Origin of the sequence: Variovorax sp. VaC1 (genome assembly GCF_043658315.1) — a bacterium.
Taxonomy (GTDB): domain Bacteria; phylum Pseudomonadota; class Gammaproteobacteria; order Burkholderiales; family Burkholderiaceae_C; genus Variovorax.
This window is the reverse complement of record NZ_JBIGLT010000002.1, coordinates 59,686-86,354: the sequence shown is the minus strand read 5'-3', so window position 1 is coordinate 86,354 and position 26,669 is coordinate 59,686. Positions and strand designations below refer to the sequence as shown.

At 66.2% G+C, this 26,669-nt stretch carries 25 protein-coding genes; 9 read left to right on the top strand and 16 right to left on the bottom strand.

The features are described 5' to 3' along the window. Positions 1 to 15 precede the first annotated feature (15 nt). The 3 genes from ACGLHS_RS07375 to ACGLHS_RS07365 all read right to left on the bottom strand — a co-directional run bounded on the left by ACGLHS_RS07375 (position 16) and on the right by ACGLHS_RS07365 (position 3,627). The gene (locus ACGLHS_RS07375; protein ID WP_394478345.1) at positions 16 to 753 is read right to left on the bottom strand and encodes an aspartate/glutamate racemase family protein; all 738 of its coding nucleotides are present in this window, start codon (positions 751 to 753) and stop codon (positions 16 to 18) included. 31 nt (positions 754 to 784) lie between these two features. Continuing rightward, positions 785 to 2,278, bottom strand: a complete 1,494-nt coding sequence (locus tag ACGLHS_RS07370) for an NCS1 family nucleobase:cation symporter-1 (protein WP_394478343.1) — start codon at positions 2,276 to 2,278, stop codon at positions 785 to 787. 461 nt (positions 2,279 to 2,739) lie between these two features. Further along, a complete protein-coding gene (locus ACGLHS_RS07365; RefSeq protein WP_394478341.1) occupies positions 2,740 to 3,627 on the bottom strand; it encodes a LysR family transcriptional regulator in 888 nt (295 codons plus the stop codon). Positions 3,628 to 3,719: 92 nt separating this feature from the next. Here ACGLHS_RS07365 and ACGLHS_RS07360 point away from each other — a divergent pair, with 92 nt between their 5' ends. Beyond that, positions 3,720 to 4,505 (top strand): SDR family NAD(P)-dependent oxidoreductase, encoded by a 786-nt coding sequence (locus tag ACGLHS_RS07360; protein WP_394478338.1) that lies wholly within the window; start codon positions 3,720 to 3,722, stop codon positions 4,503 to 4,505. 43 nt (positions 4,506 to 4,548) lie between these two features. Here ACGLHS_RS07360 and ACGLHS_RS07355 read toward each other — a convergent pair whose 3' ends face one another. After that, positions 4,549 to 6,306 (bottom strand): S-layer protein, encoded by a 1,758-nt coding sequence (locus tag ACGLHS_RS07355; protein WP_394478336.1) that lies wholly within the window; start codon positions 6,304 to 6,306, stop codon positions 4,549 to 4,551. 213 nt (positions 6,307 to 6,519) lie between these two features. On the opposite strand from ACGLHS_RS07355, the gene ACGLHS_RS07350 reads away from it, so the two are divergent. Both ACGLHS_RS07350 and ACGLHS_RS07345 read left to right on the top strand, forming a co-directional pair. Beyond that, positions 6,520 to 6,774 carry a hypothetical protein gene (locus tag ACGLHS_RS07350; RefSeq protein WP_394478334.1) on the top strand — a complete coding sequence of 85 codons (255 nt, stop codon included), beginning with the start codon at positions 6,520 to 6,522 and terminating at the stop codon, positions 6,772 to 6,774. A gap of 135 nt (positions 6,775 to 6,909) precedes the next feature. After that, positions 6,910 to 7,329 carry a hypothetical protein gene (locus tag ACGLHS_RS07345; protein WP_093238552.1) on the top strand — a complete coding sequence of 140 codons (420 nt, stop codon included), beginning with the start codon at positions 6,910 to 6,912 and terminating at the stop codon, positions 7,327 to 7,329. 55 nt (positions 7,330 to 7,384) lie between these two features. On the opposite strand, the gene ACGLHS_RS07340 is transcribed toward ACGLHS_RS07345, so the two are convergent. The 4 genes from ACGLHS_RS07340 to ACGLHS_RS07325 are packed head-to-tail and all read right to left on the bottom strand — an operon-like array spanning position 7,385 to position 12,065. Continuing rightward, positions 7,385 to 8,620, bottom strand: a complete 1,236-nt coding sequence (locus ACGLHS_RS07340) for an ArgE/DapE family deacylase (RefSeq protein WP_093238553.1) — start codon at positions 8,618 to 8,620, stop codon at positions 7,385 to 7,387. 17 nt (positions 8,621 to 8,637) lie between these two features. Then, the gene (gene uraD / locus ACGLHS_RS07335) at positions 8,638 to 10,416 is read right to left on the bottom strand and encodes a 2-oxo-4-hydroxy-4-carboxy-5-ureidoimidazoline decarboxylase (RefSeq protein ID WP_394478331.1); all 1,779 of its coding nucleotides are present in this window, start codon (positions 10,414 to 10,416) and stop codon (positions 8,638 to 8,640) included. Between the two features lie 2 nt (positions 10,417 to 10,418). Beyond that, the gene (gene puuE, locus ACGLHS_RS07330) at positions 10,419 to 11,384 is read right to left on the bottom strand and encodes an allantoinase PuuE (RefSeq protein ID WP_394478328.1); all 966 of its coding nucleotides are present in this window, start codon (positions 11,382 to 11,384) and stop codon (positions 10,419 to 10,421) included. Between the two features lie 6 nt (positions 11,385 to 11,390). Further along, positions 11,391 to 12,065 carry a GntR family transcriptional regulator gene (locus tag ACGLHS_RS07325; RefSeq protein ID WP_093238558.1) on the bottom strand — a complete coding sequence of 225 codons (675 nt, stop codon included), beginning with the start codon at positions 12,063 to 12,065 and terminating at the stop codon, positions 11,391 to 11,393. Positions 12,066 to 12,157: 92 nt separating this feature from the next. On the opposite strand from ACGLHS_RS07325, the gene uraH reads away from it, so the two are divergent. Continuing rightward, positions 12,158 to 12,508 carry a hydroxyisourate hydrolase gene (gene uraH, locus ACGLHS_RS07320; RefSeq protein ID WP_394478325.1) on the top strand — a complete coding sequence of 117 codons (351 nt, stop codon included), beginning with the start codon at positions 12,158 to 12,160 and terminating at the stop codon, positions 12,506 to 12,508. A 5-nt stretch (positions 12,509 to 12,513) separates the two neighbouring features. On the opposite strand, the gene ACGLHS_RS07315 is transcribed toward uraH, so the two are convergent. Next, a complete protein-coding gene (locus tag ACGLHS_RS07315) occupies positions 12,514 to 13,011 on the bottom strand; it encodes a hypothetical protein (protein WP_093238561.1) in 498 nt (165 codons plus the stop codon). A 53-nt stretch (positions 13,012 to 13,064) separates the two neighbouring features. Here ACGLHS_RS07315 and xdhC point away from each other — a divergent pair, with 53 nt between their 5' ends. The 4 genes from xdhC (at position 13,065) to ACGLHS_RS07295 (ending at position 18,326) form a co-directional block, all read left to right on the top strand. Next, a complete protein-coding gene (xdhC, locus tag ACGLHS_RS07310) occupies positions 13,065 to 13,874 on the top strand; it encodes a xanthine dehydrogenase accessory protein XdhC (RefSeq protein ID WP_394478322.1) in 810 nt (269 codons plus the stop codon). 215 nt (positions 13,875 to 14,089) lie between these two features. Next, positions 14,090 to 15,295 (top strand): urate hydroxylase PuuD, encoded by a 1,206-nt coding sequence (locus tag ACGLHS_RS07305; RefSeq protein ID WP_394478320.1) that lies wholly within the window; start codon positions 14,090 to 14,092, stop codon positions 15,293 to 15,295. Positions 15,296 to 15,371: 76 nt separating this feature from the next. Beyond that, on the top strand, positions 15,372 to 16,712 hold the full coding sequence (locus ACGLHS_RS07300) for a glycerate kinase (RefSeq protein ID WP_394478318.1): 1,341 nt from the start codon (positions 15,372 to 15,374) through the stop codon (positions 16,710 to 16,712). 171 nt (positions 16,713 to 16,883) lie between these two features. After that, entirely contained in the window at positions 16,884 to 18,326 is a 1,443-nt protein-coding gene (locus ACGLHS_RS07295; RefSeq protein WP_093238567.1) for an NAD-dependent succinate-semialdehyde dehydrogenase, read from the top strand. 12 nt (positions 18,327 to 18,338) lie between these two features. Here the strand turns inward: ACGLHS_RS07295 and ACGLHS_RS07290 are convergent, their stop codons facing one another. The 3 genes from ACGLHS_RS07290 to ACGLHS_RS07280 all read right to left on the bottom strand — a co-directional run bounded on the left by ACGLHS_RS07290 (position 18,339) and on the right by ACGLHS_RS07280 (position 22,309). Continuing rightward, positions 18,339 to 19,055: an MgtC/SapB family protein gene (locus ACGLHS_RS07290; protein WP_394478314.1), complete on the bottom strand. Its 717-nt coding sequence runs from the start codon at positions 19,053 to 19,055 to the stop codon at positions 18,339 to 18,341. A gap of 87 nt (positions 19,056 to 19,142) precedes the next feature. Then, positions 19,143 to 21,908, bottom strand: coding sequence for a magnesium-translocating P-type ATPase (gene mgtA / locus ACGLHS_RS07285; RefSeq protein WP_394478312.1), 2,766 nt, complete (start codon positions 21,906 to 21,908; stop codon positions 19,143 to 19,145). A 206-nt stretch (positions 21,909 to 22,114) separates the two neighbouring features. Then, positions 22,115 to 22,309 carry a hypothetical protein gene (locus ACGLHS_RS07280; RefSeq protein ID WP_394478309.1) on the bottom strand — a complete coding sequence of 65 codons (195 nt, stop codon included), beginning with the start codon at positions 22,307 to 22,309 and terminating at the stop codon, positions 22,115 to 22,117. 459 nt (positions 22,310 to 22,768) lie between these two features. Here ACGLHS_RS07280 and ACGLHS_RS07275 point away from each other — a divergent pair, with 459 nt between their 5' ends. Then, entirely contained in the window at positions 22,769 to 23,239 is a 471-nt protein-coding gene (locus ACGLHS_RS07275; RefSeq protein ID WP_394478307.1) for a low molecular weight protein-tyrosine-phosphatase, read from the top strand. Between the two features lie 9 nt (positions 23,240 to 23,248). On the opposite strand, the gene ACGLHS_RS07270 is transcribed toward ACGLHS_RS07275, so the two are convergent. From ACGLHS_RS07270 to ACGLHS_RS07255, 4 genes are read right to left on the bottom strand one after another with little or no spacing between them, the layout of a single operon-like run. Then, complete coding sequence (locus ACGLHS_RS07270; protein WP_394478304.1) at positions 23,249 to 23,686, bottom strand: acyl-CoA thioesterase; 438 nt, start codon at positions 23,684 to 23,686, stop codon at positions 23,249 to 23,251. Continuing rightward, positions 23,686 to 24,987, bottom strand: a complete 1,302-nt coding sequence (locus ACGLHS_RS07265; protein ID WP_093238575.1) for a TRAP transporter large permease — start codon at positions 24,985 to 24,987, stop codon at positions 23,686 to 23,688. The genes ACGLHS_RS07270 and ACGLHS_RS07265 overlap by 1 nt, the downstream gene beginning before the upstream one ends. Then, the gene (locus ACGLHS_RS07260; RefSeq protein ID WP_256327234.1) at positions 24,984 to 25,508 is read right to left on the bottom strand and encodes a TRAP transporter small permease; all 525 of its coding nucleotides are present in this window, start codon (positions 25,506 to 25,508) and stop codon (positions 24,984 to 24,986) included. The genes ACGLHS_RS07265 and ACGLHS_RS07260 overlap by 4 nt, the downstream gene beginning before the upstream one ends. 42 nt (positions 25,509 to 25,550) lie before the next feature. Continuing rightward, a complete protein-coding gene (locus ACGLHS_RS07255; protein WP_394478301.1) occupies positions 25,551 to 26,627 on the bottom strand; it encodes a TRAP transporter substrate-binding protein in 1,077 nt (358 codons plus the stop codon). Between the last annotated feature and the right edge of the window lie 42 nt (positions 26,628 to 26,669).

The window sequence follows — 26,669 nt, the reverse complement described above, 5'->3', positions numbered from 1 at the left end:
GTGGCGCCGCCCGTATCACCCGGCGAGGGTGAAGCCTTCGAGCGCGCCCTTCATCGTCTTGGGCAGGGGCCGCGCGAGTTCGCCGCGCTTGCTGGTCTGCAGCTTCAGGGCAACCAGCGATTCGATGAGCTTGGTGCCCGCGGCCACGCCGTCGATCACCGGCACGCCGAGCAGTTCGCTGATGTGCTCGCACAGGTCGGTCATGCCGGCGCAGCCGAGCACGATGCAGTCGGAGCCGTCTTCGTCGAGTGCGCGCCGGCATTCTTCGACGATGCGTTCGCGTGCGCGCGAGCCCGGCTCTTCGAGTTCGAGCACGGGCAGTTCGCAGGCTCGCACGTTGGCACAGAAGCGTTCCATGCCGTAGATCTCGGCCAGGTGCCAGGCCTGGCCGATGGTGCGGCCCAACGTGGTCACCACGCTGAAGCGGCTGCCGATCATGCTGGCCAGGTGCATCGCGGCTTCGGCGATGCCCACGACCGGGCCGCGCGCGAGTTCGCGGGCGGCCTTCAGGCCCGGGTCGCCGAAGCAGGCGATCACGTAGCCGTCGACGCCGTCGCGCTCGCCCGCCGCGATCTCCTGCAGCAACCCCGGCACGGCCAGTGCCTCGTCGTAATGGCTCTCGATGGAGACCGGCCCCATGGCCGGGCTCACGGCAATGATCTCGGTGCCGGCGTGCGCCACCGCGCGGGCGCAGGCACCGATCTTCTCGGTCATGCTCCAGGTGGTGTTGGGGTTGATGATCTTGATGCGCACGGCGCGGTCCCTTTCTTTCTCTATCAGTGTTTCAGGTCTTGTTGTTTCGGTTCAGCAGCACGTACAGGACAAGGCCCAGGCCCATGCCGATGAACCACGCATAGTTGGCGGCACCGCGCAGCGTCGGCACCATCACGCACAGGATCGGCACCACGGCCGACGGCACCAGGGCCTGGATCGCCTTCGGGTTGTAGCCGCCGCTGTACCAGTACTCGCCCTTGGGGCTCATGGTGTAGAGCGCGTCCACGTCGATGCGCTGCTTGCGCACGAAGTAGTAGTCGGCAATCAGGATGCCGAACAGCGGGCCGATGAACGAACCCAGCACGTCGAGCGTGTAGTGGATGACCTCGGGGCTGTTGTAAAGGTTCCAGGGCGTGAGAAACACCGAGCCCACGGCGGCGATCATGCCGCCCGTGCGCCAGCTGATGTGCTGTGGCGCCACGTTCGAGAAGTCGAAGGCCGGCGACACGAAGTTGGCCACGATGTTGATGCCGATGGTGGCAATCATGAAGGTCAGCGCGCCCAGCACCACGGCGGTGGTGCTGTCGATCTTGCCCACGGTGTGCACCGGGTCGGTGATGAGCTCGCCGAACACCGGCAGCGTGGCGGCCGTGGTGATGACGGTCAGCAGCGAGAAGAACACGAAGTTGACCGGCAGGCCCCAGAAGTTGCCCTTCTTCACCGCGTCGAAGCTCTTGCCGTAGCGCGAGAAGTCGCCGAAGTTGAGCATCGGGCCGCTGAAGTAGCTCACCACCAGCGCGATGGCCGAGAGCATCACCGGCAGCGCGTCCCAGCCCTGGAACTTGATGCCGCCCAGGTTCAGGTCGATCTTGCTCCAGCCGGCCTTCCACACCAGCCAGCCGCACAGCACGGCCATCACCACGTACACGGCCGGGCCGGCCCAGTCGATGAACTTGCGGATGGCTTCCATGCCGTGCCAGAACACGAAGGCCTGCAGCACCCACATGACCATGAACGCGACCCAGCCGAGCGCCGAGAGGCCGACGAAGCCGTACTGCGCCACATCGGCATACGGCGCCAGGCCCGGGGCCATGTGCAGCGCCAGCACCATGAAGGCCGCCGACGCAAGGTACGTCTGCACGCCGTACCAGGCCACCGCGATCAGCCCGCGGATGATGGCCGGGATGTTGGCGCCCAGCACGCCGAAGGGCGCGCGGCACACCACCGGGTAGGGCACGCCCGTCACCTGGCTGGGCTTGGCCACGAGGTTGCAGAAGAACTGCACGATGACGATGCCCACCAGCAGCGACACCAGCACCTGCCAGCTCGACAGGCCCAGTGCGAACAGGCTGCCGGCCGTGATGTAGCCGCCCACGCTGTGCACGTCGGACATCCAGAACGCAAAGATGTTGTATTGGCCCCAGGTCTGCTTCTTGAGCGGGGCGAGGTCTTCGTTGGTCAGGCGCGGGTCGTAGCCGGGCTTGATGAGGGCGTTCGATTCGGCGTGCGGCGCAATGCCGGCTTCGCTTGCCCCCGTGGGGGCCTGGCTGACGACTGTGCTCATGGTCTTTCCTCGTGCGAGTTAAGTGGGGTTTGGGGACCCGTTTTGACGCAAATTTCGCGCCGGCTTTTCGAGTGCGTTATTTGTATACAAAAACTGCACGCAATCAAGACCATCCGGGGAATCATATATCCGTAGATTCCCTGATGCACGGCTGATGCCCAATGAAGTGCATCGCCGTGTCGGCGCCACTACTGCGGACGCGGGCGAGCGCGCTGAAACACAACTGCGGAATGGCAATCTGCACAGATGCACCGCGACTGTGCGCGACCGTTGCTTCGTGCGGGAGCCGCATCGGCTGTCGATCTCACGCTTCGGACGACGATCACCGGCGCGGCCTCATGCCGTCCTGCGGTCCGCGCTGGGCGGTTCAATTTCTATGGGGTGAAGCACTCACGGCATGTAGACGGCGGCAAGCACGGGCGCTTTGACGCAGCCGTCTGGATCGCCCTTTGCGCGATCCTTCAGCGGGTGCTTCGAGTGAGCCAGCCCCCCGCAGCTTCCGTGAGCAGGGAATGGCAAGTGCGCAAGCGCGCATTTTCGCGGGCCGCCTTGCTGTACGCCGCATAGAGCGGTACCGGGATCCTTGCACGTGTGGGCTGGCTGATCACGCGGCCGGTCTGCAGGTGATCGAAGCACAGGCACTCGGGAATGACGGAAATACCGACACCCTCCACAGTGGCATCGAGCGCCGCCTGGTAGTCGGGAACGATCGCCGAAGGTGCGGCCGGGGCTTCGCCGAATGCCGCGCGCCAGTAGCCCGCCAGCGCCGGCGCAGGGCCTTGCAGATCGATCAACGGTATGCCGCGAGGCGCTGCGGTCCTGGTGAGCCGATCGCGCCAGCGCGGTGCACAGACAAGCAGCAACGGACTCTCGTGGAGCAGGTCGTATTCGATCGCCCGGTGTGGAATTCGCGCGAGTGTCACTGCGAGATCGATGTCGTTGTCCACCAGCGCGGCGAGGAGCGTTGGAGGTGGCGCCGTGCGCAGATCGAGCCGGACGCCGTAGTTCGGCAACGATGAAAGGGCCGAGAGCACGAGCCGGGAAAAACCGCTGCTCGTACCGGCGCGCACCACCCCTGCAAGCGCTTCGCCTTGGCCTTCAGACAAGCCGACGATCTGCTCGAGCGCATCCAGGTGAGAGGCAATTCTTCGCTCCAGTTCATTGCCGGCCGGCGTAGACAACAGACCGCGCGGCAAACGCTCGAACAGGCGATAACCGAGACGACCTTCGAGAACCTTGATGTGCCGGGACACCGCAGGTTGCGTCAGGTGAAGTTTTTCGGCGGCGCGCGAGATCGAGCTGTGCCGGTAGACGCTCAGGAAGGTCCGCAGGTAGAGCAGGTGAGACATAAGAATATTGATACCCGTGGCGAATATTCATGATTTGTTTTTAGTCTAGGTCGGACGCAAAGTGGCGGCAACGCAGCTTCAGAAAGCCCACCATGCCTACGCAATCGTCCAGCCTTCCCATCTATCCAGACCTGGAGGGGAAGATCGCGCTCGTGACAGGTGGCTCTCGTGGAATCGGGGCCGCAACCTGCCTGGCGCTTGCAAGGAACGGCGTGAAGGTGGCTGTCAATGGCCGTGACGAAGCGGCGATGGATACCACCGTTGCAGCGGTGCACGCCATGGGGGGCGAAGCGATGGCTGCCCCCGCCGATTGCGCGCAAGCTTCAGCGGTCGAAGCCATGCGCGATCGTGTCCTTGCACGACTGGGTGTCCCGGACTTCGTCGTGTCCTTCGCAGGAGGTGGAACGGGAAGACCGGTCCCCTTTGTTCAGATCAGCGAATCCGATTGGCGATCAAGCATCGACAACAACCTCACGTCGACCTTTCTGGCCCTCAGAGCATTCCTTCCGGCAATGCTCGATCGTGGAGCGGGAAGTATCGTCACGATGGCTTCCGCCGGCGGACGAATCGCCTCTGGTGCGCCCGCGGCCTATGGCGCCGCCAAGGCAGGCGTGATCATGCTGACGCGCCATCTGGCGCAGGAATTGGGACCGAGCGGCATCCGCGTCAATTGCGTTTCGCCCTCCGCCGTGTTGACCGAGCGCACCCGCACATCGATGCCCGAGGAGCAGCAACAGCGGATGCGCGCCGCCTTTCCGCTGGGCCGCCTCGGGCATCCCGATGACGTGGCCGCCGCCACGCTGTTCCTGCTGTCGTCTGCCTCGGCGTGGATCACTGGCGTGACGCTCGATGTCGCCGGCGGGCGTGTCATGTCGTGAGGCGCGGCGCAAGGGGAGAGGGAAGCCCGGGCGGATCGACAGGCTACAGCGCGGCGACCTTCACGAAAACCGGGTTCGAGTAGAACCACAGGTCGGCGTAGTTGCGGGCATTGATGGCGTTGAAACCCTTGACTGGTTCAGCGCCCACCGTCAGCTCGGTATCGGGCAGCGGCTCGCCGTTCGATGTCTCGTTCGGCACGTCCGTCCCCAGGTTGGTGCCTCGCAGGCGGAAGTACTGGTTGCGGCCGGCCTTCACGGTGTAGCTGACCGCGAAGTAGCCGTCGGCGTCGAGCTTCCAGTCGGCGCGCGTGAAGCGCTTGAGCACGCGGGTCGATGGGTTGGTGGCGCGCGAGTAGCCCGGTGTGCCCGGGGTTTCGGGGCCGGTCACGTCACCGGCGATCAGGTCGACGTGGTCGACCACCGGCTTCACGTTGGCGTAGATGCCGCTGCCGAGCTGGTACTCGAAGTTGTTGCGCTCGGGGCTCTTGAAGCGAATGGTGATCTTCAGGTCTTCGCCCGCGTTGGCTGCCACTTCCGAGCCCATCTCGCCGGTGGCTTTCGCGCTCTGCACCTTGAAGTCGAGCGCGTCGATCAGGTCGCCGTTGACCGCGAAGAGCTTGCCCGCGCGGAAGGCTACGAGCAGCGACTTCGGGTCCTTGATGTCGCCCCACAGGTGGTTCTTGGCGTACTCGCCGGGCGCATAGCCGCTGGCGAAGAGGCCCTTGGCGGTCGTGAAGTGGTAGTCCGAATCCGCCACGTTCCAGATGCGCCGGCCTTCGGACAGCAGCGCGTCCCAGGTGCCGCCGAGCTTGGCGACGAGGTAGTCGACGCCGCCGTAGGTGCGCGAGGGCAGGTTGGCCGGAATGTAGTCGCTGACGTAGCCGCCCCGGTTGCCTTCCATCTGGTTGCCGACCATGCCTTCGAGCGAGAAGACGATGTTGGGTGCGGCGTCGTTCATCTCGCGCAACTGGGCGACCGTGTACTTGCCCGGATTGCGCGACGGATGGTTGATCTGCAGGTAGCTCGTGTCGGGATAGTTCTTCTTGAGCCAGGCAATGGCCTTGAGCACGTCTTCATGGGTGGCGTTGGCCCGTGCGTCCTTCGCGTTCCACGCCGCCACGTCGCTGGCCGGGAACATCGCCGGGTCGCGGGTGGTGAAGAGGTATTCGAACTGGCTCACGGCCTTGAGCGCGGCGTCGGACATCGGGTTGTCGGTCAGGATGCCGACGTTGCCGTGGTCGTGCGTGGGCATGTCCCACTCGAAGGACGAGAAGATCGTCTTGTCCGCGTACTTGCCGCTGGCCTGCAGTGCCTTGATGCGCGGCACTTCGTACAGCGCCATGCCCGTTGAAAAAGCGATCACCGACGGAAGCGGATTGCCGTTGCTGTCGAACCGCGGGAACGAGATCGCCGCGGGGAGCGTGTTGCCGTCGTTGTCGTAGGAAGACTCGCGCAGATGGTTCGAGAGGGCGGCCCAGTCGAGCCCGAAGCGGTCGAAGGCCAGCGCCAGCACCTGGTCCAGCGTAGAGACCTGCTGCGTGTCGTTCGACTGGATGGTGTGGATGTGCAGATCGCCCACGGTCCAGCGGCCGGGCTTGGCCGCCGGTTCCGGGGCCGCGGGTTCAGGTGCGGGTTCGGCAGGCGGCACGGAGGCCACGGGCGTTGCAGGGGCCGTGGGAAAACCGATGAACGACACGCCGCTGCCAGAGCCACCGCCGCAACTGGCGAGCAGGGCCGTTGCGAGCGCGAGGGAAGACACGAGGGGCGTGGAAAGAGAAGAAGGCAGGGAAGCGGATTTCATGAGAGCAGACACGACAACGGCCAGCAGATGGCTGGCCGCCGTGTTCGGGTTTTCGAGGCAGGAGGAGCCGCCGAGTCTGAATTCAGGCTGTGACGCGGCGATGAAACCGCAGGTAAGAGACCGCGCGGTTCCCCGGCATCTGAAGGCTTTATGAACCCACGCGCGCGCCGCTGGCGCTACCCTGTGCGCATGTTGAACCGGCCGGAATTTCCCATGACATCTCGCACGCCGAAAGACTATTGGTTTCCCGCCAAGCGCTATGGCTGGGGTTGGGGCGTACCGACGCGCTGGGAGGGTTGGGCCGTGATGCTCGGCTACTTCGCGCTGCTGGGCGTGGCGGTGTGGCGCATTCGGCCCGACCGCGCGCCCTTCACCTTCTTTCTGGCCGTCGTGGGCCTGAGCGCGGTTCTCGTGGCCATCTGCTGGCTCAAGGGCGAGCCGCCGAAGTGGCGGTGGGGCAAGGAGTGAATCCGGCGCCTGAAATCATCCGGGCGGCGGTGCGATGAATCCTTGTGCCTGCTCACGAATTCACAAGGGCAAAATACAGGCATCGCAGCGGCTTCGGCCTGGCTGCCCTTCATCAACGAACCTGTGGTCCGATCTATGAAAAAACTGGTTCTCCTGGCCTTCCTGGGTTTGAACGCCATCAGCGCTTTCGCCCAGCGCGACATCGACGTGTACGAAAGCGACCGCAGGTATTGCGCGAGCGGCCGTTCGGGCGTCGACTTCAACAGCTGCATGTGGCAGCTGCAGAACAACCGCAGTGGCCGCTACGAGCGGCGCGAGTACGACCGCCGCTATGGCTGGGGCGAGGCACCGGAGCGCTATGTGCCCGTGCCGGTCCCGGTGCCGGCACCCCAATGGCAGCCCGATCCTTACGGGCCGCGCTGGGAAGCGCCGCCGCAGCGCAATGCGCCACGGCTCAGCGACATGCAAAGGCTCGCGCTGCAGAACTGCAATGTGCTGCATCCGCGCGACCAGCCCGGTTGCCGGGCCGCGGTCTGGTCGACCGTGGGCCGCTGAAGCTCCGCAGCAACGTGTGAAGTGACCCGGCCGCGCTGGCCGGGGTCACCGCCGATCAGGCCAGCAGGTCGCTCAGCGTGCGCGCAATGACCTTCGTTGCGCGGCGCAGGTCTTCCAGCACCACGCGCTCGTCGCTGCGCTTGGCGTGCGATTCGAGCACGGTGCGCGGGCCGGCACCGTAGATCACGCCCGGAATGCCGGCTTCGCCATACAGGCGAACGTCGGTGTACAGCGGCGTGCCCATGGCCTTGATCGGCTCGCCGAACAGTTCGCCGCCGTGCTTCTGGATCGCGTCGACCAGCGGCTTGTTGCCCGCCAGCGGCTTCATCGAATTGGCCAGCAGCAGGCGCTTGATGTCCACCGTGATGCCGGCGCTTTCGGCGGCGGCATCGGCGATCACCTTGCGGATCGTCGCTTCGACCTCGACCGGGTTCTCCTCGGGGATCATGCGGCGGTCGAGCTTGAACACCACCTTGCCGGGCACCACGTTGGTGTTGGTGCCGCCTTCGATGCGGCCGACGTTGAGGTACGGGTGCGTGATGCCCTCGACCTTCGACGTGACCTGCTGGTAGAGCGTGTTCTGCGCGTACAGCGCGTTCAGGATCTTCACCGCGCCTTGCAGCGCATCGATGCCGGTGGTCGGGATGGCCGCGTGCGCCATCTTGCCGTGCACCGTCACTTCCATCTGCAGGCAGCCGTTGTGCGCGGTGACCACTTCGTAGCTGAAGCCGGCCGCGATCATCAGGTCGGGCTTGGTCAGGCCGTTCTTGAGCAGCCAGCCCGGGCCGAGGATGCCGCCGAATTCTTCGTCGTAGGTGAAGTGCAGCTCGACGCTGCCCTTGGTCGGCTTGGCCACCGCTTCGAGCGCGCGCAGCGCGAAGGTGAAGCTGGCGAAGTCGCTCTTGCTGACGGCTGCGGCGCGGCCGTAGAGGCTGCCGTCGGCGATCTCGCCGCCGTACGGGTCGTGCGTCCAGCCTTCGCCCGGAGGCACCACGTCGCCGTGGGCATTGAGCGCCACAGTGCGGCCGCCGTCGCCTTCCTTGCCGTACTTGCGGCGCACGATCAGGTTGGTGATCGATTCGAGGCCGTAGTCTTTCACGTCCTGCGCGGGCACGGCGTGCTTCTCGGCGTCGAGCCCGAAGTCTTTCAGCAGCTCGGCGGTGCGCTCGGCGTGCGGCGCGTTGTTGCCGGGCGGCGTGTCGGTGGGCACCTGCACCAGTTGCTGCAGGAATTGCACTTCCTCGTCGAAGTGGGCGTCGATCCAGGCGTCGAGCTTCGTGTAGTCGGTCATGGTTGTTCTTCTGTGAATCAGTGGGCTTGTTCGGCGGCGAGGTTGTCCAGCAGCAATTGGAAGGCTTGCACTGCAAGCTGGATGTCGTCGTTGGTGCTCGATTCGAGCGGGTTGTGGCTGATGCCCGAGTTGATGCCGCGCACGAAGAGCATGGCCTGCGGCATCACCTCGTGCAGCTTCATCGCATCGTGGCCGGCGCCGCTGGGCATGCGGAACAGCGGAATGCCCAGCGCATCGACGGCCTGTTCCCAGCGTTGCTGCCACGCGGGCGCGCTGGGCGCGGCGGCGGCGCGCATCGTTTCTTCGAGCTCGTAACGCACGCCACGGCGCTCGCAGATGTCCTTCAGCGCGTTGACCACGTCGGTCGCGAGCGCGTCGCGCTGCGCGTTGTTCGGCGCCCGCAGGTCGAGGCTGAACTTGCAGCGCCCCGGCACCACGTTGATGGAGCCGCTGGGCACTTCGAGCATGCCGACGGTGCCGACCGAATCGCCGTCTTTCGCGGCGCGCTGCTCGGTGTAGAGGATCAGCTCGGCCACGGCAGCGGCCGCATCGCGCCGGCGGTCCATCGGCGTGGTGCCGGCGTGGCTGGCCATGCCGATCACTTCGCCCACGTAGCGCACGCTGCCATTGATGGATGTGACGATGCCCAGCGGCAGGTCGAGCTCGGTGAGCACCGGGCCCTGCTCGATGTGCACTTCGACGAAGCCCAGGTAGCGGGCCGGATCGCGCTGGATCTTCGGAATGTCTTCCTGCTTCAGGCCCGCGTGCTGCATGGCCTCGCGCATGGTGATGCCGTCGGCGTCCTTCTGGTCGAGCCAGCGCTGGTCGAAGTGGCCGATGAGTGCGCCCGAGCCCAGGAAGGTGGCCTTGTAGCGCTGGCCTTCTTCTTCCGCGAAGCCGACCACCTCGAAGGCGAAGGGCAGGCGCCTGCCTTGCCGCTTGAGTTCGCGCACGCAGGCGATCGGCACGAAGATGCCCAGGCGCCCGTCGTACTTGCCGCCGTTGCGCACGGTGTCGTAGTGCGAGCCGGTGAGCAGGGTCTTCGCGTCGGGCTTGGCGCCTTCATAGCGGCCGACCACGTTGCCGACCGCGTCGATGTGCACCGAGTCGAAACCCACGTCGCGCATCAGCGCGCTGATCTGCGCGGCGCAGGCACGGTGCGCGTCGGTGAGATAGGTGACGGTGAGCTGGCCCTTCTCGGCATAGCCGGGGTCGGTGTGCACCGAGAGCTGCTCCTGCCAGTCCCACACGTCGTTGCCGAGCGTGACGTCGGCCGCGAACTTGTCGTCGAGGCGGATCTCGGCGATGCGATGGATGTTGCGCAGTGCCTCGCCGAGTTCGAAGTCCGGATGATTGAAGAGCCGGCGCTCGAAGGTGTCGATGATCTCGCGCTTGGCCAGGCCTGTGCCGCGCGGCCCGCGCACCGCGAGGATGAACGGAAAGCCGAACTTGGCGTTGTAGTCGGCGTTGAACTTCTGGATCTTCGCGAACTCTTCGGGCGTGCAGTCGGTCAGACCGGCCTTGCTCTGCTCGTGAGTCGATTCGGCCGTGAGCGTCTTGCTGACCATGGCCTTGCCAGCCAACTCGGGGTGGGCACGGATCAGGCCGATCTGCTCGTCGGCGGTCGATGCGGCCAGCGCCTGCACCAGCGCGTGCTTCAGGTGCGCGAGCGAGCGGAAGGGCCGCTGCACCAGCGCGCGCTGCGCGATCCAGGGCGAATGTTCGTAGACGCCGTCAAGCAGGGCGACGGCCGCGGCGGGCGCGGCGGCATTGAGTTGGGCGAGGGTGAGGCTCATGGTCAGTTTCCGGTGGCGGCCGATTCGAAGGGATGCGCCTGCTTCCAGTGCCGCGCGATGTCGACGCGCCGGCAGACCCACACGCGGTCGTGCTGCGCGATGTGATCGAGGAAGCGCTGCAGCGCCGTGATGCGGCCGGGCCGCCCGAGCAGCCGGCAGTGCATGCCGATGCTCATCATCTTGGGGCTGTTGTCGCCGTTGGCGTCGCCTTCGGCATAGAGCGCATCGAAGGTGTCCTTCATGTACTGGAAGAACGGGTCGGCGTGCGAATAGCCTTGCGGCAGCGCGAAGCGCATGTCGTTGCAGTCGAGCGTGTAGGGCACGATGAGCTGCGGCACCACGCTGCCGTCGGTCTTCTGTACCTTCATCCAGAAGGGCAGGTCGTCGCCGTAGTAGTCGCTGTCGTATTCGAAGCCGCCGTAGTCGGCCACCAGGCGGCGCGTGCGCGGGCTGTCGCGGCCGGTGTACCAGCCCAGGGCGCGCTCGCCGGTGAGCTTCTCGATGGCTTCCATGCCCAGGCGCATGTGTTCGCGCTCGGTGGCTTCGTCGAGGTTCTGGTAGTGGATCCAGCGCCAGCCGTGGCAGGCGATCTCGTGGCCCAGTTCCTTGAAGGCGGCGGTCAGCTCGGGGTAGCGCTGCAGCGCCATGCCCACGCCGAACACGGTGAGCGGCAGGCCGCGCTTTTCGAACTCGCGCAGGATGCGCCACACGCCGGCGCGCGAGCCGTATTCGTAGATGCCTTCCATGCTGATGTGCCGGTCGGGGTAGCTCGCCGGGTTGAACATCTCGGACAGGAACTGCTCGGAACCCGCGTCGCCATGCAGCGTGGCGTTTTCGCCGCCTTCTTCATAGTTGAGGACGAACTGCACGGCGATGCGTGCGCCGCCGGGCCATTGGGCGTGCGGTGGATTGCGGCCGTAGCCGACGAGGTCGCGCGGGTAGGGCAGGGTGGTGTCGTAGACGGTCATGGGTGTTCAGGCCAGGGCGAGCGAGATGTCGTTGGTGGGTACCTTGCGGTCGAAGGTGAGGTTGGCTTCGACGTGCTCCAGGTGTTCGGTCATGAGGCGCACGGCGCGCTCTTCGTCACGGGCGGCCAGCGCCTTCACGATGTCGGCGTGCTCGTCGTTGGAGTGCTCGGCCGCGCTGGTGCTCTGGTACATCAGCGTGATGAGGGCGCAGCGCGAGATCAGCTCGCCAAGAATCTGCGCCAGCACCTGGTTGCCCATGAGCTCGGCCATGCGCACGTGGAAGTCGCCGAGCAGCTCGGTACGGCCCGAGATGTCTTCGCCCGACACCGCCGACTTTTCAAGTGCGACGTGTTCCTTCAGCGCCTTGATCTTGGCCGGCGTGACGGTGCGCACGAACTCGCGCGTCATCTCGGCTTCGAGCATGCGGCGCACGGCGAACACCTGCTTGGCCTCGTCGACGGCCGGTGCGGCCACGAAGGCGCCGCGCGCGGGTTCGAGCCGGATCAGCTTGTTCTGAGAGAGCTGGAACAGCGCCTGGCGCACCAGGGTGCGCGACACGCCGAAGTGGTCGGCCAGCTTCTGCTCGGCGAGTTTGGTGCCGGGTTGAAGCCGGTGCTCGACGATCGCTTTCGTGAGCGCGTCGACGATCGAACGGGTGGTGGAGGACTCCATGTTTTTCATGATAGACCCAAAGCCGTGAACTGTATACACTTTTGTCCACCGGAATATCCCGCACCCGTCGATCCGACTTTCGAACTTTCAAGGAGCGCCCCATGGGCCTGAGCACTCACGTACTGGACACGATGCATGGCGGCCCTGCCGCGGGCATGGAGGTGGCGCTGTACACCACCGACGGCGACGCCGCAACGCTGGTCAAGCGCTTCACGCTGAATTTGGACGGCCGCAGCGACGGGCCGCTCTACGACAACAACTCGCTGAAGGTCGGCACCTACCGCCTCGTGTTCGACGTGGCGGGCTACTTCAAGGCGCGCGGCGTGAAACTGCCCGAGCCGAACTTTCTGAACAAGGTCTCGCTGGATTTCGGCGTGGCGCACACCGACCAGCACTACCACGTGCCCCTGCTCGTGAGCCCGTGGAGCTACTCCACCTACCGCGGGTCTTGATGTCGTCAGTCCCCTTGCTGCTGGCCTTCGGTCAGGGTGTCGAGCTGGAAGCGCCCGCTTTCATCCCACAGCCAGGTGTCCGTCCAGGTGACGGTGCCCAGGCGGGTGGCCGGCGGGAAGGGCGAGGCCTTCAGCACCGTGCGTTCGATCTCGGCGATCACCTCGGGCGCGTGCTTGGGCGCGCGCAGCCAGCGCATCGAGCGCACCTTGCCGCCCGTGTCGAGGTTCACTTCCAGCGTGCCGACCGCATAGAGCACCGGCGGCAGCTGGCCCTTGTAGATGCGCGAGCGGTTGGTGTCGTAGATGTGGCGCGCCGCGTCGCGGCGGTAGTCGCGCGCGGTGGCCGCATTCGATGCGCGCGGCGCGGGGCCTGCGCCCACATCGCCGCTGGCACCGCTCAACTGGCCGGGCACGGACCCGGTGGAGCCGCAGCCGGCGAGCCACAAGGCGGAAAGAACAGAGGCTGCAAGGGCAAGGCGGCGGGGCGTAAGCTGGCGATTCATCGCCGGGTTTATACCGTGAGTCGTCGCGGGCCGGGCAACCGAAGGTATCGGCAATGAGCGGTGCGGTCGATCAACTGCTGGCGCGTCTTCGCCACGAAGACGGGGTGCTGGTGCGCGTCGAGTCCACGCAGGGCTCGGCGCCGCGCGAGGCAGGCACCTGGATGACGGTGTGGGCCGACGCGCTGACCGCCACCATCGGCGGCGGCCAGCTCGAATTTCAGGCTACCAAAGAAGCGCGCGAACTGCTGGCCGGCACACGCGCGCCTTTCGACGGCATCCAGCGCTATCCGCTCGGCCCCAGCCTGGGGCAATGCTGCGGCGGCGTGATGTTCCTGTCGTACCAGCGCATCACGGCGGCTGACGCGCCGGCGTTGCAGCGCGAACTGGTGGCGCAGCTCAAGCCGGTGGCGCTGTTCGGCGGCGGCCACGTGGGCGCCGCACTCGCGCGCCTGCTGGCGGCGCTGCCTTTCGCGGTGCGCTGGATCGACAGCCGCGACGGCGTCTTTCCCGACGAGCTGCCCGCGCAGATCGACACCGAGCATTCCGAGCCCGTGCAAGACGCCGTGGCCGCGCTCGCGCCGGGCAGCCGCGTGCTCATCATGAGCTTCAGCCACGCCGAGGACCTCGACATCGTCATCGCCTGCCTCAAGCGCCTGCGCGAGCGCGACGACCTGCCCTACATCGGCCTGATCGGCAGCAAGACCAAGTGGGCCACCTTCAGCCACCGGCTCGAGGCGCGCGGCTTCACGGCCGACGAACTGGCCCGCATCACCTGCCCGATCGGCGTGCCGGGCATCACCGGCAAGGAGCCCGAGGTGATCGCTGTCGCGGTGGCGGCACAGTTGTTGCAATCGCTGGGCTGAACAGGGTTTTCCCGGCGACGACGCCCTAAAAAAGCATCCCGCCCCTTGCCAAAACTGTATACACTTTCGGTCGACAACAAGCCGCAGCGGAGCGAGGCCCATTCCATGGAGCCTGCGTTCGCGGCACTTTCTCTGCTTACAGCGCCCGCGGTGGTGAGCAGGCTGAAACCCCTTTGCCACGCCCCCACGCGTGCACAGGGCTGAGAGAGAAGCACATGGAAAGCTACTACCTCGACTGGGCCAACCTGCTGCTGCGCTGGGTCCACGTCATCACCGCCATCGCATGGATCGGCGCCTCCTTCTACTTCGTGATGCTGGACAACAGCCTCGAGAAGCCGCACGACCAAGAATCGCTCGACAAGGGCGTGGGCGGCGAGCAGTGGGCCGTGCACGGCGGTGGTTTCTACAACATGCAGAAGTACGCGCTGGCGCCCAAGAAGCTGCCCGACCACCTGCACTGGTCGTACTGGGAGAGCTACTCGACCTGGATCACGGGCTTCTCGCTCTTCACCATGTCGTACCTGTGGAACGCGAGCACCTACCTCATCGACAAGTCGAAGATGGACTGGCAGCCCGGCGCCGCCATTGCCGTGGCGCTGGCTTTCTTCGTGGTGTTCTGGATGGTCTACGACGGCATCTGCCAGATCTTCGGGCGCCGCAAGAACGGCGACACCATCGTCGGCGTGCTGATCGCGATCTTCATCGCCTTCGCGACGTGGCTGGCCTGCCAGTGGTTCGCGGGGCGCGCGGCCTTTTTGCTGGTGGGCGCCATGATGGCCACCACCATGAGCGGCAACGTGTTCTTCTGGATCATTCCCGGCCAGCGCAAGAACGTGGCGGCACTGCGCGAAGGCAAGCCGGTCGACCCGGTGCACGGCCAGCGCGGCAAGCAGCGCAGCGTGCACAACACCTACTTCACGCTGCCCGTGCTGTTCGCGATGCTGAGCAACCACTACAGCTTCACCTACACGCACCAGTACAACTGGATCGTGCTGCTGCTCATCATGCTCGGCGGCGCGGCCATCCGGCAGTTCTTCGTGGTGCGTCATCGCTTCAAGCTCGGCAATGCGGGCAACCCGCTGCCCTATGCGCTGGTCGGCATCGTGGTGCTGGGCCTGACCATCGTCTGGATGAAGCCCGCACCCGTGGCGGCGCCGGTCGTTTCCGCGGCCGCACCCGCGGTGCCCTTCGCCGACGTGCAGAAGGTGCTCGCGCAACGCTGCTTCATGTGCCACGGCGCGTCCGTGCAGATGAAGAACGTGCGGGTCGATTCGCCGGAGCAGGTGGCCGCGCATGCGCAGGCGATCTACCAGCAGGTCGTGGTCACCAAGATCATGCCGATGAACAACGCGACCGGCATCACCGACGAAGAGCGCGCCCTGATCGGCCGCTGGTTCCAGGCCGGCGCAAAGACGAACTAGGCATCCCGAAAAAGTTGACCGGCGAAGGGGCGGGGCCTGGTCCGCAGCACAATTGCCGGACTGGAGACATACAGCAATGACCGCATCGAATCCGTCCCTGGCCGCTGCCCCCGATCCACGCGAAGATCCGCGCGCCTTTCTCGAACATCTCTACCGCGTGGCGGTGGACCGCGCGCTGCCGCTGTCCACGCTCGGCCCCCATCTTCCGCCGCCGCCCAAGGGCCGCACCCTGGTGCTGGGCTGCGGCAAGGCGGGGGGCTCGATGGTGCAGGCGCTCGAAGCCCTGTGGCCGGCCGACGCGCCGCTGTCGGGCTTGGTCGTCACGCGCTATGACCACATTCCGCCGCGGCCCGAAGGCCTGCCACGGCGCATCGAGCTGGTCGAGGCGGCGCACCCGGTGCCCGACGAAGCCGGCCTGCGCGCCGCCGAGCGCATCCTCGCGTTGACGCAAGGCCTCACGGCCGACGACCTGGTGCTGTGCCTGATCTCGGGCGGCGGCTCGTCGCTGCTGGTGCTGCCGGCCGAAGGCCTCACGCTGGCCGACAAGCAGCGCATCAACACGCAGCTGCTCGAGAGCGGCGCGAGCATCGGCGAGATGAACTGCGTGCGCAAGCACCTGTCGCGCATCAAGGGCGGCCGGCTGGCCGCAGCTTGCGCGCCGGCGCGCGTCGTCACCCTCACGATCAGCGACGTGCCCGGCGACGATCCGGCGGTCATCGCCAGCGGCCCGACGGTGCCTGACGCCACCACCTGCGCCGATGCGCTCGCCATCCTCGAGCGCTATGCCATCGACGTGCCCGCACCGGTGCGCGCGCAGCTCGAGAGCGGGGCGCTCGAAACGCCCAAGCCGAATGACCCGGTGTTCGCGGGCCACCAGACGCACGTGATCGCCACGCCCCAGCAGTCGCTGGAGGCGGCGGCCCAGGTGGTGCGCGCGGCCGGCCTCGATGCGCACATCCTCAGCGACGAGATGGAAGGCGAATCGCGCGAGGTCGGCAAGGTGCATGCCGCGCTCGCGCGCGCGGTGGCGCTCCATGGCCAACCCTTCGCCAGGCCCTGCGTCATCCTGTCGGGCGGCGAAACCACGGTGACGATCCGGCCCCGCAAGCCCGGCCAGCCCAAGGGCCGTGGCGGCCGCGGCGGCGAGTTCTGCATGGGCCTGGCCGGCGCGCTCATGGGGCAGCCGGGCGTCTGGGCGCTGGCGGGCGACACCGACGGCATCGACGGCATGGAAGACAACGCCGGAACCTTCGTCACGCCCGACTCGCTGGCACGTGCAACGGCCAAGGGCATGAAGCTGTCGGACTACATGGACCGCAACGACGCCTACACCTACTTCGGTGCCATCGGCGACCTGCTGATCACCGGGCCTTCCCACACCAACGTCAACGACTTCCGGGCGCTGCTGGTGCTGTGAAAGGCGCGCGGGGGCGGGTTTCCCAGCCTCGGCGCGGATTGTGAACTCGGGTTAATCTACGCGTCCGGCAGCCTGCTGCCGCCGTTGTTGCAAGCGCACCACCCCGTGGTGCCGCGTCGCGCATCCAGATTTCCCCCTTTTCATCATCCAGTCCCGAAGGAAAAGTTCGCCATGACCGCCACCTACACCGACACACGCCTGCTGATCGACAACGAATGGGTCGACGCCACCGGCGGCAAGACGCTGGACGTCGTGAACCCCGCCACCGGCAAGGCCATCGGCAAGGTGGCGCACGCCAGCATCGCCGACCTCGACCGTGCCCTGGCCGCTGCTCAACGCGGCTTTGAAAAGTGGCGCAACACCCCCGCTAACGAGCGCGCCGCCGTCATGCGCCGCGCCGCCGGCCTGATCCGCGAACGCGCCCCTGAAATCGCCAAGCTGCTGACGCAAGAGCAGGGCAAGCCGCTCGCCGAAGCCCGGGTCGAGACGCTGGCCGCCGCCGACATCATCGAATGGTTCGCCGACGAAGGCCGCCGCGTGTATGGCCGCATCGTGCCGTCGCGCAACCTGGCCGCGCAGCAGCTCGTGCTGAAGGAGCCGCTGGGCCCCGTCGCCGCCTTCACGCCGTGGAACTTCCCCATCAACCAGATCGTGCGCAAGCTCGGTGCCGCGCTGGCCACCGGTTGCTCGTTCCTGGTGAAGGCGCCTGAAGAAACCCCGGCATCGCCTGCTGCGCTGCTGCAGGCTTTTGTCGACGCCGGCATTCCGCCCGGCACCGTGGGCCTCGTGTTCGGCAACCCCGCTGAAATCTCGAACTACCTGATCGCGCATCCGATCATCCGCAAGGTCACCTTCACCGGCTCGACCCCGGTCGGCAAGCAACTGGCCGCACTGGCCGGCTCGCACATGAAGCGCGTCACGATGGAACTGGGCGGCCACGCACCGGTGATCGTGGCCGAAGACGCCGACGTGGCGCTGGCCGTCAAGGCCGCCGGTGCCGCCAAGTTCCGCAACGCCGGCCAGGTCTGCATCTCGCCGACCCGCTTCCTGGTGCACAACAGCCTGCGCGAAGAATTCGCCCGCACGCTGGTCAAGTACACCGAAGGCCTGAAGCTCGGCGACGGCCTCGCCGAAGGCACGACCATCGGCCCGCTGGCCAATGCCCGCCGCCTCACGGCCATGGCCCATGTGCTGGAAGATGCCCGCAAGAAGGGCGCCACCGTGGCTGCTGGCGGCGAACGCGTCGGCGACACCGGCAACTTCTTCGCTCCCACCGTGCTGACCGACGTGCCGCTGGACGCCGACGTGTTCAACAACGAACCCTTCGGCCCCATTGCCGCCATCCGCGGTTTCGACACGCTCGAAGAAGCCATCGCCGAAGCCAACCGCCTGCCGTTCGGCCTGGCCGGCTACGCCTTCACCAAGTCGATCAAGAGCGCGCACCTGCTGAGCCAGAAGCTCGAACTCGGCATGCTGTGGATCAACCAGCCCGCCACGCCGTCGCCCGAAATGCCGTTCGGTGGCGTGAAGGATTCGGGCTACGGCTCGGAAGGCGGCCCCGAGGCGCTCGAGGCTTACCTGAACACCAAGGCGGTGTCGATCCTGGGCGTGTAAGTCGGCCTCGGATCACTCCTCGGCGGTGGCATTCCAGAAGGCTTGCTGCACACCGTCGAGGACTTCCAGGTCTTCGATGACACGGTCGAGCTCCGAAGGCTCGACCGCTGTCGCATAGAGCGTTGCACCGATCTCGGTGTCGGCCGGGCCGAACGGGTGCTGGTCGACGTCGCGCACCGGATAGTTCGCGGCCTCGAGCAACAGCAGCAGCTGGTCCATCACTTCGGGCCGTGCCGCGCGTGAGCAGATCACGCGCACCACGTACGTCGCTTCGCTCGCGCCCTCGCTGATCGGCTGGCGGTTGATGCGGTTCACCACCGGCCGCAGCAGCGTGTTGCTGGCCAGCACGAACAGCGCTGCGATCAGCGCCTCGCCGAGCAGGTCCGCGCCCGCGCAGGCACCCACCGCCGCCGACCCCCACAGCGTTGCCGCCGTGTTCAGGCCCGTGACGTTGGCGCCTTCCTTCATGATCGCGCCCGCGCCCAGGAAGCCGATGCCCGACACCACATAGGCCACCACGCGCACCGCGCCGCCGCTGCCGTCCAGCCGCTGGGCCAGGTCGACGAACACCGCGGCACCCACGGCCACCAGCGTGTTGGTGCGCAAGCCCGCAGTGCGCTGCCGGACCTGCCGTTCCAGGCCGATCAGCGAGCCGAGGATGAAGGCTGCCGTCACGCTGACGAAGGTGTCGAGGAGCGAGAGCAGGTTGATGTTATGAATGGCTTGCATCGATGGGTTCCCTCTTCTTGTTGATGCCGCAGTTTGCAACCGCCGAATGTCATATGCGTGTCATGAAGCCCGCAAGGCCGCAGGCGCTCACTGCCACCCATACCGCCGCGCATACCAGCCCTTGACCGTCTGCGTCAGCAACGCATAGCCCACCAGCATTGCCACCAGCCACGGGAAGTACGCCAGCGGCAGCGCCTGCAGCTTGAAATAGTGTGCCAGCGGTCCCATCGGCAGCCAGATGCCGACCGCGGCAATGGCGGCGCCCATGGCCAACAGAGGCCACGAGGCGCGGCTTTGCAGGAAGGGAATCCTGCGCGTGCGGATCAGGTGCACGATCAGCGTCTGCGACAGCAGGCCTTCGATGAACCAGCCCGACTGGAACAGCGTCTGGTGGTCCACCGAATTGGCGGCGAACACGAACCACAGCACTGTGAAGGTCAGGATGTCGAACACCGAGCTCAGCGGCCCGAAGAACACCATGAAACGGCCCAGGTCCGCCGGGTTCCAGCGCTGCGGGGTCTTCAAAAACTCTTCGTCCACGTTGTCGAACGGAATCGCGATCTGCGACACGTCGTACAGCAGGTTCTGCACCAGCAGATGCAGCGGCAACATCGGCAGGAAGGGCAGGAAAGCGCTCGCCACCAGCACCGAGAACACGTTGCCGAAGTTCGAGCTGGCAGTGATCTTGATGTACTTGAGCATGTTGGCGAAGGTGCGGCGGCCCTCGATCACGCCTTGCTCCAGCACCATCAGGCTCTTTTCGAGCAGGATGATGTCGGCCGATTCCTTGGCCACGTCCACCGCGCTGTCCACCGAGATACCGATGTCGGCCGCGCGCAGCGCCGGCGCGTCGTTGATGCCGTCGCCCATGAAGCCGACCACGTGGCCGTTGGCATGCAGCGCATGCACGATGCGCTCCTTGTGCGCGGGCGTGAGCTTGGCGAACACCTGGTGCTGCTCGACCCGCACCCGCAGCTCGGCGTCGCCCATCTCCTCGATCTCGTGGCCGAGCACCATGCGGCCGGCCTCCAGGCCCACATCGGCGCAGACCTTGCGCGTGACCAGTTCGTTGTCGCCGGTCAGCACCTTCACGGCCACGCCATGCTCGGCCAGGGCGCGCAGCGCGGGCGCGGTCGATTCTTTCGGCGGATCGAGAAAAGCCACGTAGCCCAGCAGCGTGAGCCCCGATTCGTCGGCCACGCCATAGGCCGGCTTCTGTGCATCGAGCGCCAGCGCGCGGCTTGCCACGGCCACCACGCGAAGGCCCTGGGCATTGAGCTCCGACGCCACGCGGTGGATGCGCGCGAGCACGTCGGCATCGAGCGCCAGCACCTCGGCGCCACGCTCGACCGAGGTGCACACCGACAGGATCTCTTCCAGCGCACCCTTGCAGATCAGCAGGTGCTGGCTGCCGCCGTTGGCCACCACCACCGACATGCGGCGGCGCGAGAAGTCGAAGGGCACTTCGTCGATCTTGCGGTAGGCGGTCTGCAGCCGCGTCTCGAGCTGCATCTCGGCATGGCTCAGCACCGCCTTGTCGAGCAGGTTCTTCAGGCCCGTCTGGTGAAAGCTGTTGAGGTAGGCCAGCTGCAGCACGTGGTCCGAGGCCTCGCCCCAGGCGTTGGTGTGGCGTTCGAGCACGATGCGGTCCTGCGTGAGCGTGCCGGTCTTGTCGGTGCACAGCACGTCCATGGCGCCGAAGTTGTGGATGGCCTCCAGCCGCTTCACGATCACCTTCTGGCGCGACATGACCACCGCGCCCTTGGCCAGCGTGGCGGTCACGATCATCGGCAGCATCTCGGGCGTGAGGCCGACCGCGATCGACAGCGCGAACAGGGCCGCCTCCCACCAGTCGCCCTTGGCCAGGCCGTTGATCACCAGCACCAGCGGCGCCATCACCAGCATGAAGCGGATCAGCACCCAGCTCACGCGGTTGATGCCCGCCTGGAACGCGCTGGTGCCGCGGTCGGTGGCCGTCACGCGCTGCGCCAGCGCACCGAAGAAGGTGCGGTCGCCCGTGTGCACGATGAGCGCGGTGGCGGTGCCGCTGATCACGTTGGTGCCCATGAAGAGCAGGTTCTCGCGTTCGAGCACGCCGGCCGCGTGCCCATTGCGGTCGACGACGAACTTCTCGACCGGCATGGCTTCGCCCGTCAGCGCGGACTGGCTGATGAACAAATCCTTGGCGGTGATCAGGCGGCAGTCGGCGGGGATCATGTCGCCGGCCGACAGCGCGATCACTTCGCCCGGCACCAGGTCGCGCATCGGCACCTCCACGCGCACCGTGCCGGCGTGCGTGGTGTCGAAGCCTTCGTCGCCGGCCGGGCCGGCCTTGAAGCCCGGCGCGGGCCGCAGCACCGTGGCGGTGTTGCTCACCATCGCCTTGAGCCGGTCGGCTGCCTTGTTGGAGCGCGACTCCTGCAGAAAGCGCAGCACCGTCGACAGCACCACCATGCTGCCGATCACCAGCGTGGCCTTCATGTCCTCGGTGGCGTACGAGATCAGCGCGAGCACCGTCAACAGCAGGTTGAACGGATTGCGGTAGCACTGCCACAGGTGCCGCCACCATGGCAGCGGTTGCTCGTGCCGGACTTCGTTGCTGCCCAGGCGCTTGCGCAGCACCTGGGCATGGCCTTCGCTGAGGCCGCGCGGCGAACTGGCGAGCCTGACGAGCATCTCGCCGGCATCGGTGCGCGAGGCCGTGGCCAGGGCCTTCGCGATGTCGGGCGGCATGCTGATGGAGCCGGTGCCGGCGGGCTTCGGGCCCAGCAGCGTCTGCCAGCGCTCGAAGTGATGCAGCATGTGGCGGCTGCGCAGGAAGCTCTCGAAAAAGGACTTCAGGACGTTTTTCATTTTTCTCTCCTTCACGGCGGCGCAGGCCGCGAAGGAAAGAAGCTCACGCGTCAGTCAGGCGTGGAAGTCTCTCCGCAGCACGGCGCGCTGCACTCTTGCAATCGATCGGAACGGCTGGGGCGCGCAAGGGCGCCAATGAGGAGCGGGGTCCATGGGTGCCTCCTTGTCTTCTCGCGTGGCGATGGGGGGTGTCCGTGCGCCGCGCTTCAGCGCTGGGCGGCGCGTGTGGGCTGTTCGAGCAGCATCAGGAAGCTGCGGATGCGGCGCGTGGTCCAGAGCGCGGCGGCCTTGTCCAGCGCGCCGTCGATCTCGGACGCGGCCGCACGTGCCGGTGCAGGCGCCGACGGGCGAGCGACCGGCTGCTGCAACGGCTGCGGCTGACGAAGTTGAAATTGACGCATGGCAAGGCTCCTTCGCAATGAAGGGCCTCGTGCATGGGCGCACGCAAGCTGACTGAAAAAGTCAGTGACGAGAACGACGGGAATCGGGAGGGGAGAACCGCTTGCCGGAAGGCAAGGGGGTCACGCTGCGTGCACGGCGGCCACAGCGCGGGGAGCCTGCGCTAAAGGGCCTGGAGTGTCACGCCTGCCGAGGCACGCGTCTTGTCACTGATCCAACTGGCACTGTCCACGCACGGGGCTCCGAAATAAAGATTCCGAATTGTTGCACCGCGGCATATGGAGCGTCAACCCTTGCCACGGGCAATCCCTCAGGCCCCGCCGTGTTTTTCAGCGACGGAGGTGCCGGTTTTTCAGGATGCGATCAGCTTCTTGCTGCAGGGTGCTGCGGCGCTCGCAGCCCATCTGAAACAGGGGCTCGGCATCGGCGACGCTTGGTAGCGGGGCATCGACAATGCGCAGATGAAGAAACCATCGGTCTTGTTCATTTGCACTGGCAACATTTGCCGCTCCCCCACAGCCCATACGCTGCTCATGCATAAGGCGCGGGCTGCAGGCTTCGAGGTCGAAGTCGACAGCGCCGCCATCTCCGACGAGGAGCGCGGCAATCCGCCCGACCCGCGTTCGGTGGCCGAGGCGCGGCGGCGCGGCATCGAGATGCACGCGCACCGTGCGCGGCAGGTTCGCACCGACGACTTCGCGCGCTTCGATCTCATCGTCGGCATGACGACGCACCACTGCGCCGCGCTCCGCAGGCTCGCTCCCACGGGAACGGCTGACAAGGTGCACATGTTCACGGAATTCGCGGATGGCATCGAGGGCGATGTGCCCGACCCCTGGTATGGCGGCCAGAAGGACTTCATCGAAGTCTTCGACCTGATCGACCGCGGCGTCGATGGCCTGCTTGCGAAGCTGCAGGCCGACGCGCACTGACAGCCAGGCCTACTCGCAAAGCGCCCGGATCGAACCCGGAATCGCCACCGCCCGAATCCCCCCGCCTTCACGCTTCGCACCGAAGATCCGCACCTCTTCGCATTCGAGAATCAGGTCTTCGCCGCGTGTCACGCGGTAGGTCTGCACGAAGCTCTTCTCGCGCCATTCGGTGATGCGCACTGCAATCCGCAGTGTGTCGCCGTAGCTTGCGGCCTTCACGAAGCGCGTGTGGGTATCGACCAGTGGCGTGCCGATCACGCCGAGCGTCTCGGTCGTTTCTTCCCAGCGCGGAACGCCGCACTCGGCAAAGAAGTGCCGCGAGGCCGCATCGATCCAGCGGAAGAAATTGGGAAACCAGACGATGCCGGCAGGGTCGCAATCGCCGAACTCGACGCGCGCGGTGTAGACGACTTCCTTGCCGTCGCTATTGCTGTTGTTGTCGCTCATCAGCCCATTCTCGTTGGCAGCCACAAGGCAATGATCGGGAAGGCGATCAGGATGACCAGGCGCACGATGTCCGTCACGATGAACGGCAGCACGCCCTTGAAGATGGTGGTGAAGCTCACGTCCTTCACCACGCTCTTGATGACGAAGACGTTCATGCCCACCGGTGGATGGATGAGCCCCAGCTCGACCGTCATCACGATGATCACGCCGAACCAGATGGGATCGAAGCCCAGGTGCACGATCACCGGATAGATGATGGGCACGGTCAGGATGATCATGGCCATCGCGTCCATCAGGCAGCCGAGCACAAGGTACATCAGCATGATGAGCGCGAGCACGCCGTAGCGGCCGATGCCCAGGCTGGTGAGGAACTCGGTCAGTTTCTGCGGGCTTTGCGTGATGGTGAGGAAATAACCGAAGAGCAGCGCGCCGATCAGCACGGTGAACACGGCCGCCGCAGTGCGCGTGGCCGAGAGCAGGGCCTCGCGGATCTTCGGGCCGTCGAGCTTGCGCCGCACCAGCCCGAGGATGAAGGCGCCGCTCGCGCCCACGCCGCCTGCCTCGGTCGGCGTGAAGAAGCCGCCGTAGAGACCGCCGATCACGAAGATGAAAAGCACCAGCGGCGCCCACACGTTCTTCAGGTCCTTGATGCGCTCGGACCATGGCTTGACCTCGCCGCCGGGCAGCCAGTCGGGCCGCAGCTTGACGATGATCGCGATGGTCATCACGTACATCGCCATCGCGAGGATGCCGGGGACGATGCCCGCCATGAAGAGCTTGCCGATGTCCTGCTGCGTGAGGATGGCGTAGACCGCAAGCACGGTCGATGGCGGCAGGATCGCGCCCAGCGTGCCGCCCGCGGCGATCACGCCGGTCGAGAACGACTGCGGGTAGTTGAAGCGCCGCATCTCCGGGTATGCCACCGCCGAGAAGGTGGCGGCCGTGGCCACCGACGAGCCGCAGATCGCCGCGAAGCCGCCGCATGCCACCACGGTGGCCACGCCGAGGCCGCCGCGCAGGTGGCCGATCATCGAGTTGGCCGCCTTGAAAAGCTCGCGGCTCACGCCCGACACCGACACCAGCGCGCCCATCAGCATGAACATCGGGATCACGCCGAAGGTGTAGTCGGTCACGGTGCGCATCGATGTCTGGCCCACCAGCTTCAGCGCAGGCCCGGGGCCCACGAGGTAGCTGTAGCCGGTCACTCCCACGAGGCCCATCGCCATGCCGACCGGCACGCGCAACAGCATCAATACGAACAGGGCGACAAAGCCCAGGATGGCAACTGCATCGGGGCTCATTCGTCCGCCTTCTGTTCAGGGTGGGTTTCTTCGAGCTGTTCGGGATGGAAGATGAGCCGGTAGGTGCGAATGGCGATCAGCAACACCGCGCACACGTCGCCGGTCCAGGCCACCGCGTAGAACGGCCAGGTCGGAATGTTCAGGTCGTAGGTCTGCACGTTGTCGACGTAGGTGCCGCGCACCTTGTCGAACAGCATTGCGGTCTGCACCGCCACCACGAACAGCAGCACCAGCGTGGCGAACACGTCGATGACGCGCTTCATGCGCGGGCTCGCGGCCGTCCACACCAGGTCGACCGTGATGTGGCCGCCCCGATAGCTGGTGGCCGCGATGCCCCAGAAGATCAGGATGCCCAGCAGCATGCGACCGAAGTCGTAGGCGTCGGGGATCGAGGTGTCGAAGAACTTGCGCAGCACCACGGCCACGAAGATGTTGAGCGCGACGATGCCCACGAAGATGGCGGCAAGCCATTCGATCGTGTTGATCGCGCGGTCCATGTAGCTGGCGGACCGTGTAGCCATGTGTCTCCCTTTTCAGGCCGATGCCCCCGAGGGGGCGATCGATCAAAGTGCCGACTTGTACTTGGCGAGGCTGCCCTTGAGCGCGTCCATCACGGCCTTCGGGTCTTCGCCGACCTTCTTCACGCTCTCGGCCCATTGCGCCTCGGACGGCGCGGCGGCCTTGCGCCATGCGTCGAGCTGCTCCGGCGTGAGCTTGTAGATCTCGTGGCCCGGCAGCGCGGCCATCTTGGCGTGGCCGGCGAACTCGAAGTCGGCCCACGGTGCGGCCACCTTCTGCGCCCATTCGCTGGTGCAGTGGTCGTCGATCACCTTCTTCTGCGCGGTGGACATCGCTTCGTACTTGCCCTTGTTCATCACCCACACGAAGGGCGTGACGTACAGCGGAACGTCCATGTGGTACTTCACCACCTTGTCGATGCCGAAGAGGCCGATCGAACCCCAGGGGAAGGTGATGGCGTCGGCCACGCCGCGCTCCAGCATGTCGCGCGACTCGGGCGCCGATGCCTGCACGTTGGTACCGCCCAGCGAGGTGATGAGCTGGCCCACGGTGCTGGTCGCCGGCCGCACCTTCAGGCCCTTGACGTCGGTGGGCACCACGATCTTCTTGCGCGAGTGGAAGGTGCCGGGGTCGTGCACGAACGCAAAGCAGTACTTCACGTCCTTCATTTCCTTGGCCGCGTAGTTGCGGTACCAGGCGTCGATGGCGGCCGAGCCTTCCTTGCCGTTGGCGAACAGGAAGGGCAGCGACGCACCGGCCATGACCGGGAAGCGGCCGGGCTGGTAGCCCGGGTTCACGTACGAGAAGTCGGCGATGCCGTCGCGCGCCATGTCGTAGTGGTCGAAGGCCTTGCCGAGCTGTTCCGACGGAAACAGGATCGCGGTGATGCTGCCGTTCGACGCCTTCTTGATGTCGTCCGCCCAGGCCTGCAGCGCAGGGTTGAGCGGATGCTGCGCCGGCACCCAGCTCGACAGCTTGAGCTGCACGGGCTTGTCCTGCGCCTGCACGGCGGGCGTGCCCGCGACGAGCGCGGCGCAGGCCGCGAGCAGCGCAAGAGGCGAGGCACGCAAGGTGCGTTGCGGTCGTGTGCCCCGGGGCCGGGGTTGGTGGGTGCTTGGCATGTGTCTCCTTCTTTGTGGTGTCTTGAAAGCGTCGAGGTCGGT